Genomic DNA, 18,541 nt, shown 5'->3' with positions numbered 1-18,541 from the left:
CCGCGGCTGCGCGGACGCGCCGCGCTACCAGCCGCCCTGCCATTCTTCGTCACACATCGGCGGCAGGCAAGCGGAAGCGGGCTAGAATCGCCGAAAATCTCACAAGCGCAAGCCCATGAAATACTGTTCGAGCTGCGGTAGCCAGGTCGCCTTCCGCATTCCGGCCGGCGACACCTTCCCTCGCCACGTGTGCGAACACTGCGGAACCATCCACTACCAGAACCCCAAAGTCGTCGTCGGCGCGCTGGCAACCTGGGAGGATCGGGTCCTGCTCTGCCGGCGCGCGATCGAACCCCGCTATGGCAAGTGGACGCTGCCCGCCGGATTCATGGAAAACGAGGAAACGACCGCCCAGGCCGCCGCCCGAGAAACGCTGGAGGAAGCCTGCGCCCGCATCGAGGTGGGCGAACTCTATACCCTGATCGACGTTCCGCACATCAGCCAGGTGCACATCATCTACCGCGCCCGGCTGATCGAGCCCGAGTTCCGCCCCGGGGAAGAGTCGCTCGAGACGGCACTGTTCGCCGAGCAGGAGATCCCCTGGGAGCAGATCGCCTTCCGCTCCATCTCGCTCAGCCTGCGCCACTTTTTCGAAGACCGGCGGGCCGGACGCTGGCAGGTACACACCGCCAGCCTGCCGCCGCCACCGCTCGAATGGCGCTGAGTGCCGGAGCCAGCCGGCGACAGGCCTCAATCTGCCTGATAAACCTATTAGTGCATCAGGGTTGAGCCCCCCTGCCGCGCGGAGGATAATCGCGCTCAGAGTCAAAAGGCCGACCTCACCCACTCCTCCTTTCCCCTTCCCCACTCTGCGCGCGGATCATGACCAGCTACATCTTCGTCGTAATCGGCGCCGTCCTGGTGAACAACGTCGTACTCGTCCGTATCCTCGGGCTGTGCCCGTTCATGGGCGTGTCGAAGAAGCTCGAGACCGCAATCGGCATGGGCGCGGCGACGACCTTCGTGCTCACCCTAGGCTCCGGCACGAGCTACCTGATCGACCATTACCTGCTGCAACCCTTCGACCTCGCCTACCTGCGCACACTGTCCTTCATCGTCGTCATCGCGGCCATCGTCCAGCTCACCGAGCTCGTGATCCAGAAGACCAGCCCGCTGCTGCACCAGGTGCTGGGCATCTACCTGCCGCTGATCACCACCAACTGCGCGGTACTCGGTGTGCCGCTGCTCAACGTCGGCATGAAGCACAACCTGCTCGAGTCTCTGCTGTTCGGATTCGGATCCTCGGTCGGCTTCACGCTCGCGCTGGTGCTATTCGCCGGCATCCGCGAGCGCCTGGACGGTGCCGACGTACCCTTGCCCTTCAAGGGCACTGCGATCGCGATGATCACCGCCGGGTTCATGAGCCTGGCCTTCATGGGCTTCGCCGGCCTGGATCGTTTCCACTGAGGCCGCCGTAAGCATGCTCACTGCAATCCTCGTGATGACCGGTATCGCCATCGTGCTCGGCGTGGTGCTCGGTTATGCCGCAATCCGCTTCCGTGTCGAGGGCGATCCACTGGTCGAGAAGATCGACGCCATCCTGCCGCAGACCCAGTGCGGCCAATGCGGATACCCCGGCTGCAAGCCCTACGCCGAAGCCATCGCCAAGGGTGAGGCCGAAATCAACCAGTGCCCACCGGGGGGAGAGGAAGGCGTGCGCAAGCTCGCCGACCTGCTCGGGCGAGAGTTCAAGCCGCTCTCGGAAGAGCACGGCGTCGAGAAACCCAAGGCGGTGGCGGTCATCGACGAGCAGACCTGCATCGGCTGCACGCTGTGCATCCAGGCCTGTCCGGTCGATGCCATCGTGGGCGCCGCAAAGCAGATGCACACGGTGGTCAGCCCCCTGTGCACCGGTTGTGAGCTGTGCGTGGCGCCCTGCCCGGTCGACTGTATCGAAATGGTCGCCGTCCCGGATACCGTACAGACCTGGAAATGGAAGTACCCGGTGGTCGAAATCAGGAAGGCATCATGATCGGGCGACTGTTCAGATTCCACGGTGGCATAAAGCCCGACGCGCACAAGAATGAGTCCTGCACGCCGGCAATCCGGCGCGCGCCCCTGCCCGCCCGGCTGATCGTTCCCCTTCGCCAGAGCGCGCGCGCCAGCGCCGCATGCATGGTCGAACCCGGCCAGAAGGTGCTCAAGGGCGAGCGCATCGGCGAAGCCGAAGGCATGCTCGGCACCGCGGTCCACGCCCCGACCTCGGGCACCGTGCTGGAGATCGGCGATTACCCCATGGCCCACCCGTCCGGACTGGACACCCGCTGCGTGGTGATCAAGCCCGACGGCGAAGACCGGTGGGTCGAACTCGCCCCCTTCGACTACCACAACGCGAGCCGTGGCGAGGCGCTCGCCTGGCTGCGCGACTGCGGCATCGTCGGTCTGGGCGGCGCAACCTTCCCGAGTCACGTCAAGCTCGGCAAAGGGGCCGGCATCGAGATCCTGATCCTCAACGGCGCCGAGTGCGAACCCTGGATCACCTGCGACGACCGCCTGATGCGCGAGCGCGCGACCGACATCCTCGCCGGCGCGAGCATCCTGCGCGAGCTCATTGGCGCACGCGAGCTCGTGGTCGGCATCGAGGACAACAAGCCGGAGGCGATCGCCGCGATGCAGCAGGCAGCCGGTGCAGCTTCAGGTCCGGTGCGCATCGTGCCCGTGCCGGCGCTCTACCCGGCCGGTGGCGAGAAGCAACTGATCCGCGTGCTCACCGGCATCGAGATCCCCTACGGCAAGCTCGGCGGCGACTATGGCGTGCAATGCTTCAACGTCGGCACCGCGCATGCGGTGTATCGCGCGATCGCGCACGGCGAGCCACTGGTGAGCCGCATCGTCACCCTTACCGGCAATGCCAAAAACCCGGGTAACTGGGAAGTCCCGATCGGCACGCCGGTGGAGGACCTGCTCACGCTCGCGCACCCGAAAGCCGACACCGACCGCTACATCATGGGCGGCCCGATGATGGGCTTTGCCATGCCGCGCCTCGACGTTCCGGTGGTCAAGGGCAGCAACTGCATCATCGCCGCGTCCCCCAAACTGTTCCCGCCCGCCCCGCCGGAGCAACCCTGCATCCGCTGCACCGAATGCGCCAAAGCCTGTCCAGCCGAGCTGCAACCATTCGAGCTGTACTGGTTCAGCCGCGCGAAGAACTTCGGCAAGGCGCAGGAATACCACCTCTTCGACTGCATCGAGTGCGGCAGCTGTGCCTACGTCTGCCCCGCGCACATTCCGCTGGTCGATTACTTCCGCTTCGCCAAGAGCGAGATCTGGGCGCGCGAGCGCGAAAAGGCCGCCGCCGATCAGGCACGCGAGCGCTTCGAGTTCCGCAACTTCCGCCAGGAGCGTGAGAAGGCCGAAAAGGCCGCCAAGCTCGCGGCCAAAGCCGCAGAGACGCGGGCCAAGCTGGCCGAGAACCCGGCCGCGGGCGCATCGACCGCACCGGCTGCCGCCGAGGCCGAAGATCCGAAAAAAGCCCTGATCGCTGCCGCGCTGGCCCGCGCCAAGGCACAGAAGGCCGAGATCAAGCCGCAGAACACCGACAACCTCAGCCCGCAGACACAGGCCGAAATCGCCGACATCGAAGCGCGCCGCAAGGTGCTCGAAGCCGCAGACGCGCTGCCGCCCTCCGCGGAGGCCGCAGTTGCAGCCGCACCCGAATCCGAGTCCGCCGAAACGCGCGCCACGACCGACGCCGAGCCCCGCCCGTGAGCCCGAAATGATCCATTCTCCCTACGTCCGAAAGCCGGTCAGCGTGCAACGCACGATGGGTCTCGTGCTGGTCGCGCTCGTGCCCGGCATCCTCGCACACGTCATCAACATCGGCGCCGGCGTGCTGGTCAACCTGGCCATCTCCACCATCACCGCGGTTGCCGCCGAGGCACTGATGCTGGCGCTGCGTCGCCGGCCGGTGCAGATCGCGGTCACCGACCTGTCCGCGGTGGTCACCGCCTGGCTGGTCACGCTGTGCTTCCCGCCGATCGTGCCCTGGTGGCTGACGGTCAGTGCGGTGCTGGTGGCGATCGTCGCCGTCAAGCACCTCTACGGCGGCCTCGGCCAGAACCCCTTCAACCCGGCGATGGTCGCCTACTGCTCGATGATCGTCGCCTTCCCGGCCCTGATGTCGCAGTGGCCGCCCGCCGGCCATCTGCCTTTTGACACCCAGCTCTCGCTGATTCTGGGCGGACCTCGCGACATCGACGGCATCACCGGCGCCACCGCGCTGGATGCCCTGCGCACTGGCCTGCGCGCCGGCACCCAGACGGTAGAACAGGTCCTCAAGGGCGACGCCTTCGGCGCGCTCGGCGGGCGCGGCTGGGAATGGGTGCCGCTCGGCTACATCGCCGGCGGCCTGTTCCTGCTCGCGACCCGCATCGTCACCTGGCACATGCCGGTGGCCTTCCTCGGCACCCTGACGGTGGTGTCCGGTACTTTCTGGCTGGCCGCACCAGGCAGCTTCGCCTCGCCGCTGTTCCACCTCGCTACCGGGGGAGCGATGCTTGCGGCCTTTTTCATCGTCACCGATCCGGTGTCTGGCGCCACCACGCCGCGCGGCAAGTTGCTGTTCGCGGGCGGCATTGCGCTCATCGCATGGCTGATCCGCAACTTCGGCGCCTACCCCGAGGGCATCGCCTTCGGGGTGCTGCTGATGAACATCTGCGTGCCGCTGCTCGACATGAAGACGCAGCCGCAGGTGTTCGGGCACCGCCACGAACCGCGGGAGGGCAAAAAATGACCGCTCGCTACTCGGCGACTCGCACAGCCCTTCGCACCGGCGCGATCATGGTGGTGTTCACGCTGCTGTTCACCGCGATGATGGCCGCCACCTACCAGCTCACGCGCCCCACCATCGAGGCCTCCGCCCAGGAAGCCCAGATGCGCCTGATCAACGAGGTTCTGCGCCCGCGCAGCTACAACAACGACCTGCTCGCAGACGTGGTGCGCTTCGGCCCTGCCCCGCAGATCGGCATGGACCAGGGCGGCCGTGTGTGGCGTGCGCGCAGGAACGGGCAACCGGTCGCACTCATCATCGAAGGTGCGGCCACCGACGGCTACGCAGGACGGATCTCGCTCATCGTCGCGGTTCACACCAGCGGCCTGCTCACGGGTGTGCGCGTCACGCATCACAAGGAAACCCCGGGCCTGGGCGACTACATCGACCCGAAGAAGGACCGCCGCAAGGACATGCCCTGGATCGGCCAGTTCGCCATCGCCACCTGGAAAGACGTTAACACCGCCGAATGGAAGGTGCGCAAGGATGGCGGCACCTTCGGCTATCGCACCGGTGCCACCATCAGTGCACGCGCGGTGGTCGGCGCCGCCGGGCGCACCACTGCCTTCGCCGTCGAGCACATGGATGCGCTCTTTGCCGCGCCGGCCGGCAGCACGCTGGGAGAATGAACATGACTGCACACCCATTCCGCGAAATCGCCTGGAACGGCCTGTGGAAGCAAAACCCCGGCCTCGCGCAGCTCCTCGGCCTGTGCCCGATCCTCGCGATCAGCACCAGCGCGGTGAACGCGGTCAGTCTCGGCCTGGCCACCATCCTGGTGATGTCGGTCGCCAACCTCGCGATCGCAACCCTGCGCAACTTCATCCCCTACGAGATCCGCATCCCGGTGTTCATCCTGGTCATCGCGGCGCTCGTGACCGTGGTCGACCTCACGTTCAACGCCTTCTTCCACGACCTGTACCTGGTGCTGGGCATCTTCATCCCGCTCATCGTCACCAACTGCATCGTGCTCGCGCGTGTCGAGGCCTACGCCGCCAAGAACGATCCGCTCAGTTCCACCTTCGACGGCATCATGATGGGGCTGGGGCTGGTCTGGGTGCTTGGCCTGCTCGGCGCCATCCGCGAACTGCTCGGCGCCGGCACCCTGCTGTCGGGCATCGAGATGGTGATCCCGGGCGCATCGCCGATCAATGTTTTCGGCGACGACTATCCCGGCTTCCTGATCGCCATCCTGCCGCCCGGCGCCTTCTTCGCGCTCGGCATGCTGATCGCTGCCTTCAACGCCATCAACGCCCGCCTGGCCGCGCGCGCGCGCCGCAACCCGCCGCCCGCGCCCACGCCGGCGCCCAAGGCGGAGGAAGGCGCCGAACCGGCCGCGAGTTAGCGCCCCGCATGGCATCGATGAAGCGCGAGGCGATCTGCGCGTTTTTCCACCGCCTGCACGAGGCCAACCCGAACCCGCAGACCGAGCTCGAGTACGCCTCGCCCTATCAGCTGCTGGTGGCAGTGGTGCTGTCGGCGCAGGCCACTGACCGGAGTGTCAACCTCGCCACACGCAAGCTGTTCGCGCTCGCGCCCACCCCCGAGGCCATGGTCACGCTCGGCGAGGAAGGCATCGCCGAGTGCATCAAGACCATTGGCCTGTTCCGCAACAAGGCGAAGAACACGCTCGCGCTGTCGCACCTGCTGCTCGAACGCCACGGCGGCGAGGTGCCGGCGACACGCGAGGCGCTCGAAGCCCTGCCCGGCGTTGGCCGCAAGACCGCCAACGTGGTGCTGAACACCGTGTTCCGCCAGCCGGCGATGGCGGTCGATACCCACATCTTCCGCCTCGCCAACCGTACCGGGCTGGCCCCCGGAAAGGACGTGCTGGAGGTCGAGAAGGCGCTGCTGCGGCGCGTGCCGAAGGACTACCTGCTCGACGCCCACCACTGGCTGATCCTGCACGGCCGCTACGTATGCACCGCTCGCAAGCCGAAGTGTGGCGCATGCATCGTGCGCGACCTGTGCCTGTGCCGCGACAAGACCGACTGAAGGTCCATGCGGGCGCCCACGGTCGCGCGACCGCAGCCTTCACCCGCGTGAGAACACCCCCGCGCCCGAGGGCGCACGACACCGAGGACACGACATGTTCAACCCCAGCCGAGATCAGGTGCGCAGCTTCTTCATCGACACCTGGCGCAAGGCCCGCGCCCGGGAAGTGCTGACGCCGATGGAAACCATCGCCGCCGACATCATCGCGCTGCACCCCGAGTACCACCCGATCGTCGAGGACCCGGACGCGATCGACCGCGACTTCCCTCCCGAGGCCGGGCAGGTCAATCCCTTCCTCCACCTGTCGCTGCACCTGGCGATCGAGGAGCAGCTCTCGATCGACCAGCCCCCTGGCATCCGCGCCGCCTTCGAAGCCGCCTGCGCACACCGCGGGGATCGCCACCAGGCCATGCACGACGCGCTCGAATGCCTGGGCGAGATGCTGTTCAACGCCCAGCGCAACAACACCCCCCCCGATGGCGCGGCCTACGTCGCTGCCCTGCGCAAGCGTGCCGGACTAGCGCTCTGAGGCTCCGCACCGCGTCGCCCGCAAGTCGCGCGAAGCGCTAGAATGACCGCTTTGGGGCCAATGCACCGCCGCCGCACAGGCTGGCCGCGGTGCCTTACCCCCGGTCCTTTGCCCCACCCCGTTTTCCTCGAAGAATCCCCGCTCCCCAGGAGGTTTCCATGCCCGGTCTGCTGTCCAACGTCGATCCCGATGGCCTGCTCGAATACTCGGTGGTCTACACCGATCGCTCGCTCAACCACATGTCGCAGGCCTTCCAGGGCGTCATGCGCGAGCTGTCCGCGACGCTGAAGACGGTCTATCGCGCCCACGCCGTCGCCATCGTCCCGGGTAGCGGCACCTTCGGCATGGAAGCGGTGGCGCGCCAGTTCGCCACCGGCAAGAAGACCCTGGTGATCCGCAACGGCTGGTTCAGCTACCGCTGGACGCAGATCTTCGAGATGGGGAACATCCCCGCCGAATCCGTGGTGCTCAAGGCGCGCCAGGTACGCGCCGAGGCGCAGGCACCCTTCATCCCGGCGCCGATCGAAGAGGTCATTGCCGCCATCCGCCAGCACCGCCCCGACGTGGTGTTCGCGCCGCACGTCGAAACCTCGGCCGGCATGATGCTGCCCGACGACTACCTGCGCGCGGTGGCCGACGCCACCCATGAGGTCGGCGGCCTGTTCGTGCTCGACTGCATCGCATCGGGCACCGTGTGGGTGGATATGGACGCCGTCGGCGTCGACGTGCTGGTGAGCGCGCCGCAGAAGGGCTGGAGCGCCTCGCCCTGCTGCGCGATGGTGATGCTCAGCGCCGCCGCACGCGAGCGCATCGAGGGCACCACCAGCACGAGCTTCGCATGCGACCTCAAGAAGTGGCTGCAGATCATGGAAGCCTACGAGGGCGGCGCCCACGCCTACCACGCCACCATGCCCACCGACGGCCTGGTGACGCTGCGCAACGTGATGCGCGAAACCAAGGCCTATGGCTTCGACAAGGTCAAGGAAGAGCAGCTTGAGCTCGGTCGCCGCGTGCGCGCCCTGCTCGAGGCACGCGGCTTCACCAGCGTGGCCGCCGCCGGCTTCCAGGCCCCCGGGGTGGTGGTGAGCTTCACGGCCGACGACGGCATCAAGACCGGCGCCAAGTTCGCCGCAGCCGGTCTGCAGGTCGCTGCCGGCGTGCCGCTCGCGCTCGACGAGCGCCCCGACTACAAGGCCTTCCGCGTCGGCCTCTTCGGCCTCGACAAGCTGCACCATATCGAGCGCAGCGTCACCACGCTCGAGAAAGCGCTCGATCAGCTCGCCTGATCGGTGCCGCAGCACGCACGCCCGACACCGCCCGCATCCAGGTCCGCCAGGATCGGGCAGTCCGGGCGAGCATCGCCGTGGCAATGCGCAGCGAGCGTGCGCAGCGTATCCACCATCCCCTGCAGTTCCGCAATCTTGCGTTCGAGCGCGGAGACATGCCCTAGCGCGATGCGCTTCACGTCCGCGCTCGCCCGCCCCTGATCGCGCCACAGCGCGAGCAGTTCGCCGATGTCCGCCACCGAGAAGCCGAGATCACGCGCACGGCGGATGAAGCGCAACACATGCACCGCCTCGTCGGCGTATGTGCGGTAGCCGGAGTCGGTGCGCCGCGCAGCCGGAAGCAGACCGATCGACTCGTAGTAGCGAATCATCTTCGCCGACACGCCCGATGCGGTGGCGGCCTTGCTGATGTTCATCATGACTCGCCCCCTCAGCCCGCCGCCGCCTCGGCGCCGAAGCGACGCAGCCTCAGCGCGTTGCCGAGCACGAACACGCTCGACATCGACATCGCCGCCGCGGCGAAAACCGGCGACAGCAATAGCCCGAAGGCCGGGTAGAAGGCCCCCGCGGCGAGCGGGATCAGCGCGCTGTTGTAGGCGAAGGCCCAGAACAGGTTCTGGCCGATGTTGCGCATGGTGGCGCGCGACAACGCGATCGCGCGCGGAACGCCCATCAGGTCGCCCGACATCAGCACCACATCGGCGCTCTCGATCGCCACATCGGTGCCGGTGCCGATCGCGATGCCGACATCGGCTTCGGCGAGCGCGGGCGCGTCGTTGATGCCGTCGCCGACGAAGGCGATGCGGCGGCCGGCCGCCTCCCCATCCTCACCGCGCCCAGCCAGCCTGCGCAGCGCCGCCACCTTGCCGTCGGGCAGCACCTCCGCGATCACCTCGTCGATCCCGGCCTGGCGCGCAATCGCGCGCGCGGTGCGTTCGTTGTCGCCGGTGATCATCGCCACCTTCAGGCCCAGCGCATGCAGCGCCTGCACCGCCGCCACCGAGGTCGGCTTGAGCGGATCGGCCACCGCGAGGATGGCCGCCAGGCGACCGTCGATCGCGGCGTAGAGCGGCGACTTGCCCTCGTCGGCGAGGCGAGCCGCGGTGTCGGCGAACACATCGACCTCCAGCCCAAGCCGGCGCATCAGGCGGTCGGCGCCAACCTCGACGCGCAGCCCGGCGACCATCGCGCGCACGCCGTAGCCAGCCTCCGCTTCGAAGCCCTCGGTGGCCGCGATGTCCAGCCCATCCGCGCGCGCAGCGGCAACGATGGCCTCGGCGATCGGATGCTCGGAAGCACGCTCCACCGCTGCCACCCGCGCCAGCACGTCCGCACGCGCGAAGCCCTCGGCCACCACCAGGTCGGTGAGCTGCGGCTTGCCCACGGTGAGCGTGCCGGTCTTGTCCACCGCCACCACGGCCGCATCGCGCAGCAGCTGCAGCGCGTCGCCCTTGCGGAACAGCACGCCCATCTGTGCCGCGCGCCCGGTGGCGACCATGATCGAGGTTGGCGTCGCCAGCCCCATCGCGCATGGGCAGGCGACGATCAGCACCGCCACCGCATTCACCAGCGCGAAGGTCAGCACCGGCACATCCGCCGGCAGCCAGACCGCGCCGAACAGCAGCCAGGCGAGGAAGGCGAGTGCCGCCAGCGCCATCACCACCGGCACGAACACCATGGTGACCCTGTCGACCATGGCCTGGATCGGCAGCTTGGCGCCCTGCGCCGCCTCGACCATGCGGATGATCTGCGCCAGCACCGTGTCCGCCCCGACCCGCGTGGCGCGGAAGGCGAAGGCGCCACGGGCGTTGAGCGTACCGCCGACCACGGTCGCGCCCGCGCGCTTCTCCACCGGCACCGGCTCGCCGGTGATCATCGACTCGTCGACAAACGAAGCCCCCTCGACCACCTCGCCATCGACCGCCACCTTCTCGCCGGGGCGCACCTCGACCACGTCGCCCACCGCCACCTCGGCGATCGGAATCTCCACCACCTCTGCACCTGCCAGCCCGCCCCTGCGCACCCGCGCGGTGCGCGGCTGGATGCGCATCAGGCGGCGGATCGCGTCGCTGGTCTTGCCGCGTGCGCGCGCTTCGAGCAGGCGGCCGATCAGGATCAGGGTGATGATCACCGCCGCGGCCTCGAAATACACATTGACCGTGCCCGCCGGCAGCAATCCGGGCGCGAACAGGGCCACCACCGAATAGCCCCAGGCCGCCGTAGTGCCCACCGCCACCAGCGCATTCATGTCGGGCGCGCCGCGCAGCAGGGAAGGCACGCCCTTGCGGAAGAAGCGCAGCCCCGGTCCAAACATCACCGCGCTCGTGAGCACGAACTGCAACAGCCAGCTCTCGCGGTGACCGATCGTGGCCATCACCCAATCGTGCATGCCGGGGATCAGGTGCGAGCCCATCTCGAGCACGAACACCGGCAGGGTGAGCGCAAGCGCGATCCACACCGCGCGCCGCAGCGCGGACACTTCGGCCGCAGCATCGGCTTCACGCGCGTCCTCGCTCACCTCGTTCGCCGGGCGCGCACCGAAGCCCGCCTTCTGCACCGCGGCCACCAAGGCCGCCGTCGGTACGCCGCCGGCGAGCTCGACGTGCGCCTTGCGTGCCGCCAGGTTCACGTTCGCCGTCACCACGCCCGGCACGCGCTGCAGCACCTTCTCGACACGGCCCACGCACGCTGCGCAGCTCATGCCCTCGATGTCGAGTTCCAGCCTGTCGCGCCGCACCGCATAACCGGCCTTCTCCACCGCAGCGATCAGCACCGACAGCGGCACCGAGGCCGGCGCGCGCACGCTTGCCGCCTCGGTGGCCAGATTCACGCTCGCCGCCTGCACGCCCTCGACTTTCAGCAAAGCCTTTTCGACATGTGCCACGCAAGAGGCGCAGTTCATGCCGGCGATGTTCAGGGTGCGCTCGACGCCCTTGGCGGGCGCGGCAGTGCTCGTATTCATGGCGGGTCCTTCCCGGGCGTTCAGAAAGATGCCCACACTGTAAACCTTGCCAAGATAGGAAGGTCAAGCACGCAGCCGCGCCAGCGCCGATCGGGGTTCTCCGGATCTCAACGAAGCTGCGGCCCGGGTGGCCCCTGCCTGCCCGGGCCGCAAGCCCTCGGCACGCTCAGTTTCGAATCGCCTCGAGCGAAACGGTGATCGTCACCTCGTCCCCTACGTTGGGTGCGTACTTGCCGGCGTTGAACTCGCTGCGCTTGATCACGGCGCTGGCGTTGGCGCCGATGGCGTCCTTCTTCAGCATCGGGTGCGGCATGGTGGCGAAGTGGTTCACGGTCAGTGTCACGGGCCGGGTCACCCCCTTGATGGTCAGTTCACCATCGATCGTGACTGGCTTGTCACCATCGAAAGTGACCTGGGTCGACTTGAAGGTGGCGGTCGGATGCTTGGCAGTATCGAGGAAGTCCTCGCCCTGGATGTGCTCGTTGAAGGTCGCGTAGCCCGTGTTCACCGAGGTCATGTCGATGGTGATGTCGACCGCGCCGGTCTTGGCCGCCTTGTCCAGGGTGACGGTGCCGGAGGTCTTGTCGAACTTCGACACCTGGGTGGACATACCGAAGTGGCTGTAGGAGAAACTCGGGAACGTGTGCGTGGAATCGATGGTGTAGGTTTCGGGCGCCGCCAGTACCGGCGAAGCGGCAGCGACGGAGACGATCAGGGCAGCGGAAAATCGGGCGAAACGGTTCATGGTTCTATCCTCTCTGGGTTGGTTTGGGGTTGGGGTTGGGGTTGGGGTTCGCGTTGCTCTGCGCACGCAATGGACACGCGGTTCACTGGGTCGCCGCAACGATGCGGAACCGGATCACGACCTCGTTGGCGACCACGTCGAAGGCCCTCCAGGCGCCCTCGCCGATCGAGAAGTCACCGCGCTGGATAGTGAGGCTGCCTTCGAACACGCCGGTCTCGCCCTGAGGCGTGAAGCGTGCGGGAACGACCACGTCCCGGGTCGTCCCCTTGATCGTCAGCTTGCCCGCAACCTCGTACTGGTCCGCGCCGAGCGCCCTGACTGCGGTGGATTCGAAACGGGCGGACGGAAAGTCCTGGGTGTTGAACCAGGTCTTGCGTGCGGCCTCCTCATCGCCTTCTTCGCTGCCGGTGTCGATGCTGGCGAGCGCGACTTCGATCAAGGCGCTCGATGCCTCCGGCGCCGCAGGATCGAAGCGCAACTGGCTCGAGAACTGTCTGAAAGCGCCCTCCATCGACACGCCCATCTGCTGGTAGCCAAAGCCGATCTGGCTCTTTTCGGCCTGCACCTGGTTGTACTCCACCGCATGAGCCCCCGAGGTAGCGATGGCGAGGGTCGAAAACAGGGCAAGTGCGATGCGTTTCATGATGTCAGTCCTTTGATGATCGTTTGGAGGGGACAGCCGTCCAGCTCAGTCCGCGCGCTGGCGCAACATTCGGGTCAGCACGTCGTCCTTGTCGATGAAGTGGTGCTTGAGCGAAGCACCGACATGCGCAAGCAGCGTCGCGATCAACAACAGGTTCAGGCTTGCATGCACCGACTGCAGCAGATCGCCGAGCGCCTTGTCCCTGGACAGCAGATCGGGCAGCGGCAGCACCCCGAACCAGACGGTCTGGAAGCCCTTGGCCGAGCTCATCAGCCAGCCGGTCAGCGGGATCGCGAACATCAACACGTACAACAGGAAGTGGCCCGCATGCGCAGCGAAGCGTTCGAGCGGCCCCATGTGCAAGGGAAGTGGCGGCGGGTGGTGGCTTACACGCCAGGCCACGCGCAACAAGACGAGCAGGAACACGCTGACACCCACCCACTTGTGCCACGAATACAACTGCAGCTTGGCCGGGGAGAGATCCAGCCCGGTCATGTAAAAGCCCAGCCCGAGCATGCCGAAGATCAGCACGGCCAGCAGCCAGTGCAGCGTCTTCGCGGTGGTGGTGTAGTGCGTGTTCATGAGCAGGGTTCCTCGATCGATCCGCGGGGTCTCATCCCCGCGCTATCCATGCATGAACTCTAGTCACTCATGGCGACGGGAAAAAGGCGGTTTTCGACAAAGGTTTATCCCGATCAATGCAACAATCAGTATTTTCTGATGCCATTGATCACATAAACTCGACCAAAACCTGCCCTGGCAGCGCCCTCGATCAACGATCCACGCGCGTGGCGCCTCCCCGCCCCAACCCCCACTGCTTCGCCAGCGCATACAGCACCGGGATCACCACCAGGGTCAGCACGGTGGAGGACACCATGCCACCGACCATCGGCGCCGCGATGCGGCTCATGACCTCGCTGCCCGTGCCGGTGCCGTAGAGCACCGGCAGCAGGCCGAGAATGACAGTGATCACGGTCATCATCTTGGGCCGCACACGCTCGACGGCGCCCTCCATCACCGCGGCGTAGAGGTCCGCCACGCCCGGCGTCTCGCCCTGCGCGGCACGCTCGGCGCGGATGCGCGCCCAGGCCTGGTCCAGGTAGATCAGCATGATCACGCCGGTCTCGGCAGCCACGCCGGCGAGCGCAATGAAGCCCACCGCCACCGCCACGCTCATCTGGTAGCCCATCCACCACATCAGCCACACCCCGCCGATGAGCGCGAAGGGCACCGACAGCATCACGATGAAGGTCTCGGTGAGGCGGCGGAAGTTGAGGTAGAGCAGCAAGAAGATCAGCGCCAGCGTCAGTGGCACGACGATGGCGAGCTTTTCCTTGGCGCGCTCCATGTACTCGAACTGCCCGCTCCACACCGCGTAGTAACCGGGCGGGAAGCGCACCTGCTCGGCCACCGCACGCTGGGCGCGCTCGACGAAGCGGCCGATGTCGGCTTCACGCGTATCCACATAGACGTAGGCGACGAGCGCGGCGTTCTCGGTGCGGATCGCCGGGGCGCCGCGGGTCAGCTTCACCTCGGCGAGCTGGCCAAGGGGCACCGGGCCGAGCCGGGTCGGCACCAGCACCTGGGCGGCGATGCGCTCGGGGTTCTCACGCAGCGCACGCGGGTAGCGCACGCTGACGTTGTAGCGCTCCAGGCCCTCGACGGTGGTGGTCACCGCCTCGCCGCCGAGCGCGGTGGCAACCGTCATCTGCAGGGCATCGATGGTGAGGCCGTGGCGCGCAAGCTGCTCGCGGCGCGGCTCGATATCGACGTAGTAGCCGCCGGCCACGCGCTCGGCGTAGGCGCTGGAGGCGCCCGGCACGTCGCGCACCGCGGCCTCGACCGCCTTCGCCAGTTGCTCCAGGGTGTCGAGGTCCTGGCCGAACACCTTCACCCCCACCGGCGTGCGGATGCCGGTGCTGAGCATGTCGATGCGCGCCTTGATCGGCATGGTCCACGAGTTGGCCAGACCGGGAAACTTCACCGCGGCGTCCATCTCGGTGATCAGCGCGTCCACCGTCATCCCGGGACGCCACTGGTCCTGGGGCTTGAGGTTGATGACGGTCTCGAACATTTCCAGCGGCGCGGGGTCGGTGGCGGTGTTGGCGCGGCCGGCCTTGCCATACACCGACTCCACCTCGGGGAAGGTCTTCAGGATGCGGTTGGTGGTGGCGAGCAGGCGCCCGGCCTCGGTCACCGACATGCCGGGCAGCCCCGCCGGCATGTAGAAGATCGCGCCCTCGTTGAGCGTGGGCATGAACTCGCTGCCGAGCTGGCGCGCCGGAATCAGCGTCACCCCCATCGCCACCAGCGCGAGCAGCACGGTGGTGAGCTTGAAGCGCATCACCAGCGCGATCACCGGGCGGTAGAGCCAGATCAGCACGCGGTTGAGCGGGTTGCGATGCTCGGGGACGATCCGGCCGCGCACGAAGAACAGCATCAGCACCGGCACCAGCGTCACCGAAAGGAAGGCGGCGCCCGCCATGGCGAGCGTCTTGGTCCACGCCAGCGGCGAGAACAGCCGGCCCTCCTGCCCTTCGAGCGTGAACACCGTCAGGAAGGACACAGTGATGATCAGCAGCGAGAAGAACAGCGCCGGCCCGACCTCGCGACAGGCGTGGATCAGCACTGCGGCGCGCTCGGCCGCGCTGGCGTCCGCGCGCAGGGTCTCGAGCCGCTTGTGGGCGTTCTCGATCATCACGATCGCGGCGTCCACCATCGCCCCGATCGCGATCGCGATGCCGCCCAGGCTCATGATGTTCGAGCCGATGCCCAGCGCCTGCATGCCGATGAAGGCCACCAGGATGCCCAGCGGCAGGGTCACGATCGCCACCAGCGCGCTGCGCACATGGAGCAGGAAGACGATGCACACCGCGGCGACGATCAGGCTTTCCTCGAAGAGCGTCCATTTGAGGTTCTCGATCGCGCGCTCGATCAGCGTCGAGCGGTCATAGACCGGCACGATCTCCGCGCCCTCCGGCAAGCCGGGGGCAATCTCGGCGATGCGCGCCTTGACGTTGGCGATCACCTCGAGCGCGTTCTCGCCGAAGCGCGCCATGACGATGCCCGAGGCCACCTCGCCCTCACCGTTGAGCTCGGCGATGCCGCGGCGTTCGGCCGGCACGAGCTCGACACGGCCGATGTCGGCCACCCGCACCGGGGTGCCGGTGCCGCTGGCATCCAGCTTGAGCACGATGTCCTCGATGTCGGCCACGCTGCGCAGGTAGCCGCGGCCGCGCACCATGTACTCGCGCTCGGCAAGCTCGATGACGCGGCCGCCGACGTCGCGGTTGGACTCGCGGATCGCCCGCCCGACCTCGTCGAGCGCGATGCCGTAGCCGGCCAGCCGGTAGGGGTCGACGGTGACCTGGTACTCGCGCACGAAGCCGCCCACGCTCGCCACTTCGGCCACGCCCTCGGCCTGGGTCAGCGGGTAGCGCAGGTACCAGTCCTGGATGCTGCGCGTGTCGGCGAGCGACAGGTCCTTGCCGGCGATGGCGTACTGGTACACCCAGCCCACGCCGGTAGCGTCGGGCCCGATCTGCGGCGCCACGCCGGCGGGCAGGCGCGCGGCGGCGGTGCTGAGGTATTCGAGCACGCGCGAGCGCGCCCAGTAGAGGTCGGTGCCGTCCTCGAAGATCACGTACACGTAGGACGCGCCGAACATCGAGAAGCCGCGCACCACCCGCGCCTTGGGCACCGCCAGCATCGCGGTCGTGAGCGGATAGGTGACCTGGTCCTCGACCACCTGCGGCGCCTGGCCGGGGTAGTCGGTGTAGACGATCACCTGCACGTCGGACAGGTCGGGCAGCGCGTCGAGCGGGGTGTGCTTGATCGCGTAGAGGCCGCCGCCGATCAGGAAGGCGGTGGCCAGCAGCACCAGGAAGGCGTTGCGCGCCGACCAGTCGATGAGGCGATCGAGCCAGCCGGCGTCGGGCGCAGCACCGCCCGCCTGCCCTGCCCGCGACCCGACCAGGGCGTCGTCTGCGCGCTCAGTGCCCGGCATGGTCGTGTCCGCCGGCGTTGGTGTCGGCGCCTGCGTTGGCGTTGGCGTTGGCGTTGGCGTTGGCCGGCGCTGCAGCGCCTGCGCCCGATCCGGGCGGGTGCGCAAGGCGCTCGATGCGCGTCACCACGTACTCACCCGGCCCGCGGTCCTCGAAGCGGAAGCGGATCGGTGCGCCCGCTTCCAGGCCCTCGACCAGCGCCGGGTCGGCGAGGCCGAAATCCATGGTCATTTCCGGCCAGCCGAGCGTGGGGATCGGCTCGTGCGACAGGCTGATCCCGTCCGCGAAGGCCTCCTCGAACACGCCTTCGACCTCGTATGCGGGGTAATCCTGCGGCGCATCACTCAACCCGGCGAGCGCGGCACGGAGCTGGCTCTCGGAGTCGATCAGGAAGTTGGCCGACACCACCACGCGGTCGCCCGCCGCCACGCCGTCGAGCACCTCGACGAACGTGCGTCCGCGCTCGCCCAGGCGCACCGCCACCGGCTCGAAGTGCCCTTCGCCGAGCGCGCGCAGCACGACGCGGCGCTCGCCATCGTCGATCACCGCCGATGCCGGCAGCAGCAGGCCCTCGCGGCTGGCGCCGGGGGCGAAATCGAGCTGGGCGAACATGCCCGGGCGCAGCAGGCCCTCCGGGTTGTCGAGCTCGACGCGTACCGGCGTGCTGCGCGTCCCGGCATTCAGGGTCGGATACACGTAACCCACCCGGCCGGCAAAGCTGCGCCCGGGGACGGCGTCCACCTTCACCTCTACCGCATCGCCCGGCTGCACACGGGCGAGGTCGCGCTCATACACCTCGGCGATCACCCACACCCGCGACAGATCGGCGATGCGGAACAGCGCCTCACCCGCCATGAAACGTGCGCCCTGGGTGGCCAGGCGTTCGAGCACGATGCCGTCGGCAGGCGCGTGCACGGTCTGGCGCGCACCGGTCTGGCCGGCGACCTGCAGGTTGGCGAGCCGTGCGCGGGCAGCGTCGGCCAGCCGCGACGCGGCGGCGCGGGCCTCGGTGTCAGCGGCGCTGTCCTGCAGCAGGCGTTCGGCGATGCGCACCTCCTCGCCGGCCGTCTGCAGCGCCGGGCTCCACGCGGTGGCCATCGGCTGACCGCGGCGCACGACGTCGCCCACGGCGTTGACATGCAGGCGCTCGATCCAGCCCTCGAAACGCGGCGCCACCACCACCTGCGCGCGCTCGTCGATCTCGATGCGGCCCGCGGCGCGCAGCACGCCGTCGAGCGCGCCGCGCATGACCTCGGCGGTGCGCACGCCCAGGGTCTGCATGCGCGCCGGGCTCACCCGCACCACGCCGGCGTCGTCCTGCGCTTCGTCGGCATAGACCGGGATGTAATCCATGCCCATCGAATCCTTCTTCGGCACCGGCGAGGTGTCGGGCAGGCCCATGGGGTTGCGGTAGTACAGGATCTGGCGCTCACCGGGCTGCCCGGCAACTGGCGCTGCAGCCGACTCCGAACCTGCCTGGACACCCACAGCGGACGCATCCGGTTCGAGCGCAGACGGCAGTACGCCGTCGGCCAGGCCGCTGCTCCCCGCCCAGTAGGCCAGCACAGCAACGCCCGACAGTGAAAGTAGCAGCGCCAGCATGGCGACG

The 18,541-nt window shown here is 67.9% G+C and carries 17 protein-coding genes; 10 read left to right on the top strand and 7 right to left on the bottom strand.

All coding sequences use genetic code 11. The features are described 5' to 3' along the window. The first annotated feature begins 115 nt into the window (after nt 1-115). The 10 genes from ACUH78_RS08770 to ACUH78_RS08725 all read left to right on the top strand — a co-directional run bounded on the left by ACUH78_RS08770 (nt 116) and on the right by ACUH78_RS08725 (nt 8,578). The gene (locus ACUH78_RS08770; RefSeq protein WP_418363389.1) at nt 116-664 is read left to right on the top strand and encodes an NUDIX hydrolase; all 549 of its coding nucleotides are present in this window, start codon (nt 116-118) and stop codon (nt 662-664) included. Between the two features lie 158 nt (nt 665-822). Then, nucleotides 823-1,407 carry an electron transport complex subunit RsxA gene (rsxA, locus tag ACUH78_RS08765; RefSeq protein WP_418363390.1) on the top strand — a complete coding sequence of 195 codons (585 nt, stop codon included), beginning with the start codon at nt 823-825 and terminating at the stop codon, nt 1,405-1,407. 13 nt (nt 1,408-1,420) lie between these two features. Further along, complete coding sequence (gene rsxB / locus ACUH78_RS08760) at nt 1,421-1,972, top strand: electron transport complex subunit RsxB (RefSeq protein WP_418363391.1); 552 nt, start codon at nt 1,421-1,423, stop codon at nt 1,970-1,972. Beyond that, nucleotides 1,969-3,708 carry an electron transport complex subunit RsxC gene (gene rsxC, locus ACUH78_RS08755; RefSeq protein WP_445333265.1) on the top strand — a complete coding sequence of 580 codons (1,740 nt, stop codon included), beginning with the start codon at nt 1,969-1,971 and terminating at the stop codon, nt 3,706-3,708. Before rsxB ends, rsxC begins: the two co-directional genes overlap by 4 nt. A 7-nt stretch (nt 3,709-3,715) precedes the next feature. After that, a complete protein-coding gene (locus tag ACUH78_RS08750) occupies nt 3,716-4,732 on the top strand; it encodes an RnfABCDGE type electron transport complex subunit D (RefSeq protein ID WP_445333264.1) in 1,017 nt (338 codons plus the stop codon). Beyond that, a complete protein-coding gene (locus ACUH78_RS08745; protein ID WP_418363394.1) occupies nt 4,729-5,397 on the top strand; it encodes an RnfABCDGE type electron transport complex subunit G in 669 nt (222 codons plus the stop codon). Before ACUH78_RS08750 ends, ACUH78_RS08745 begins: the two co-directional genes overlap by 4 nt. Before the next feature lie 2 nt (nt 5,398-5,399). Continuing rightward, nucleotides 5,400-6,113 carry an electron transport complex subunit E gene (locus ACUH78_RS08740; RefSeq protein ID WP_435751392.1) on the top strand — a complete coding sequence of 238 codons (714 nt, stop codon included), beginning with the start codon at nt 5,400-5,402 and terminating at the stop codon, nt 6,111-6,113. A gap of 17 nt (nt 6,114-6,130) precedes the next feature. Beyond that, the gene (gene nth, locus ACUH78_RS08735) at nt 6,131-6,763 is read left to right on the top strand and encodes an endonuclease III (RefSeq protein WP_435751407.1); all 633 of its coding nucleotides are present in this window, start codon (nt 6,131-6,133) and stop codon (nt 6,761-6,763) included. A 94-nt stretch (nt 6,764-6,857) separates the two neighbouring features. Continuing rightward, a complete protein-coding gene (locus ACUH78_RS08730) occupies nt 6,858-7,292 on the top strand; it encodes a DUF1841 family protein (RefSeq protein WP_418363396.1) in 435 nt (144 codons plus the stop codon). A 158-nt stretch (nt 7,293-7,450) separates the two neighbouring features. After that, nucleotides 7,451-8,578: an aminotransferase class V-fold PLP-dependent enzyme gene (locus ACUH78_RS08725; protein WP_445333263.1), complete on the top strand. Its 1,128-nt coding sequence runs from the start codon at nt 7,451-7,453 to the stop codon at nt 8,576-8,578. On the opposite strand, the gene cueR is transcribed toward ACUH78_RS08725, so the two are convergent. From cueR to ACUH78_RS08690, 7 genes are all read right to left on the bottom strand, one after another. Beyond that, the gene (gene cueR / locus ACUH78_RS08720; RefSeq protein WP_445333262.1) at nt 8,566-8,997 is read right to left on the bottom strand and encodes a Cu(I)-responsive transcriptional regulator; all 432 of its coding nucleotides are present in this window, start codon (nt 8,995-8,997) and stop codon (nt 8,566-8,568) included. The two genes, ACUH78_RS08725 and cueR, sit on opposite strands and share 13 nt — an antisense overlap. An 11-nt stretch (nt 8,998-9,008) precedes the next feature. Next, nucleotides 9,009-11,540: a heavy metal translocating P-type ATPase gene (locus tag ACUH78_RS08715; RefSeq protein WP_445333261.1), complete on the bottom strand. Its 2,532-nt coding sequence runs from the start codon at nt 11,538-11,540 to the stop codon at nt 9,009-9,011. A gap of 166 nt (nt 11,541-11,706) precedes the next feature. Continuing rightward, nucleotides 11,707-12,285 (bottom strand): YceI family protein, encoded by a 579-nt coding sequence (locus ACUH78_RS08710; protein ID WP_445333260.1) that lies wholly within the window; start codon nt 12,283-12,285, stop codon nt 11,707-11,709. 82 nt (nt 12,286-12,367) lie between these two features. After that, nucleotides 12,368-12,928, bottom strand: coding sequence for a YceI family protein (locus ACUH78_RS08705; RefSeq protein WP_445333259.1), 561 nt, complete (start codon nt 12,926-12,928; stop codon nt 12,368-12,370). A 45-nt stretch (nt 12,929-12,973) separates the two neighbouring features. After that, entirely contained in the window at nt 12,974-13,510 is a 537-nt protein-coding gene (locus ACUH78_RS08700; RefSeq protein WP_445333258.1) for a cytochrome b, read from the bottom strand. A gap of 190 nt (nt 13,511-13,700) precedes the next feature. After that, entirely contained in the window at nt 13,701-16,934 is a 3,234-nt protein-coding gene (locus ACUH78_RS08695) for an efflux RND transporter permease subunit (protein ID WP_445333257.1), read from the bottom strand. Beyond that, nucleotides 16,921-18,534, bottom strand: coding sequence for an efflux RND transporter periplasmic adaptor subunit (locus ACUH78_RS08690; RefSeq protein ID WP_418363771.1), 1,614 nt, complete (start codon nt 18,532-18,534; stop codon nt 16,921-16,923). Before ACUH78_RS08690 ends, ACUH78_RS08695 begins: the two co-directional genes overlap by 14 nt. Nucleotides 18,535-18,541: the final 7 nt, after the last annotated feature.

It is taken from the genome of Thauera sp. ZXT1-4 (genome assembly GCF_052598215.2).
This window is presented reverse-complemented; position numbering and strand designations above follow the sequence as displayed.

Bases quoted from the DNA above. Each gene is read 5' to 3' on its own strand.
- ACUH78_RS08740 (WP_435751392.1), top strand. From the start codon at position 5,400: ATGACTGCACACCCATTCCGCGAAATCGCCTGGAACGGCCTGTGGAAG.
- ACUH78_RS08730 (WP_418363396.1), top strand. From the start codon at position 6,858: ATGTTCAACCCCAGCCGAGATCAGGTGCGCAGCTTCTTCATCGACACC.
- rsxC (WP_445333265.1), top strand. From the start codon at position 1,969: ATGATCGGGCGACTGTTCAGATTCCACGGTGGCATAAAGCCCGACGCG.
- ACUH78_RS08745 (WP_418363394.1), top strand. From the start codon at position 4,729: ATGACCGCTCGCTACTCGGCGACTCGCACAGCCCTTCGCACCGGCGCG.
- ACUH78_RS08725 (WP_445333263.1), top strand. From the start codon at position 7,451: ATGCCCGGTCTGCTGTCCAACGTCGATCCCGATGGCCTGCTCGAATAC.
- ACUH78_RS08690 (WP_418363771.1), bottom strand. From the start codon at position 18,534: ATGCTGGCGCTGCTACTTTCACTGTCGGGCGTTGCTGTGCTGGCCTAC.
- ACUH78_RS08710 (WP_445333260.1), bottom strand. From the start codon at position 12,285: ATGAACCGTTTCGCCCGATTTTCCGCTGCCCTGATCGTCTCCGTCGCT.
- ACUH78_RS08695 (WP_445333257.1), bottom strand. From the start codon at position 16,934: ATGCCGGGCACTGAGCGCGCAGACGACGCCCTGGTCGGGTCGCGGGCA.
- ACUH78_RS08770 (WP_418363389.1), top strand. From the start codon at position 116: ATGAAATACTGTTCGAGCTGCGGTAGCCAGGTCGCCTTCCGCATTCCG.
- nth (WP_435751407.1), top strand. From the start codon at position 6,131: ATGAAGCGCGAGGCGATCTGCGCGTTTTTCCACCGCCTGCACGAGGCC.
- ACUH78_RS08700 (WP_445333258.1), bottom strand. From the start codon at position 13,510: ATGAACACGCACTACACCACCACCGCGAAGACGCTGCACTGGCTGCTG.
- ACUH78_RS08705 (WP_445333259.1), bottom strand. From the start codon at position 12,928: ATGAAACGCATCGCACTTGCCCTGTTTTCGACCCTCGCCATCGCTACC.
- ACUH78_RS08750 (WP_445333264.1), top strand. From the start codon at position 3,716: ATGATCCATTCTCCCTACGTCCGAAAGCCGGTCAGCGTGCAACGCACG.
- ACUH78_RS08715 (WP_445333261.1), bottom strand. From the start codon at position 11,540: ATGAATACGAGCACTGCCGCGCCCGCCAAGGGCGTCGAGCGCACCCTG.
- rsxA (WP_418363390.1), top strand. From the start codon at position 823: ATGACCAGCTACATCTTCGTCGTAATCGGCGCCGTCCTGGTGAACAAC.
- cueR (WP_445333262.1), bottom strand. From the start codon at position 8,997: ATGATGAACATCAGCAAGGCCGCCACCGCATCGGGCGTGTCGGCGAAG.
- rsxB (WP_418363391.1), top strand. From the start codon at position 1,421: ATGCTCACTGCAATCCTCGTGATGACCGGTATCGCCATCGTGCTCGGC.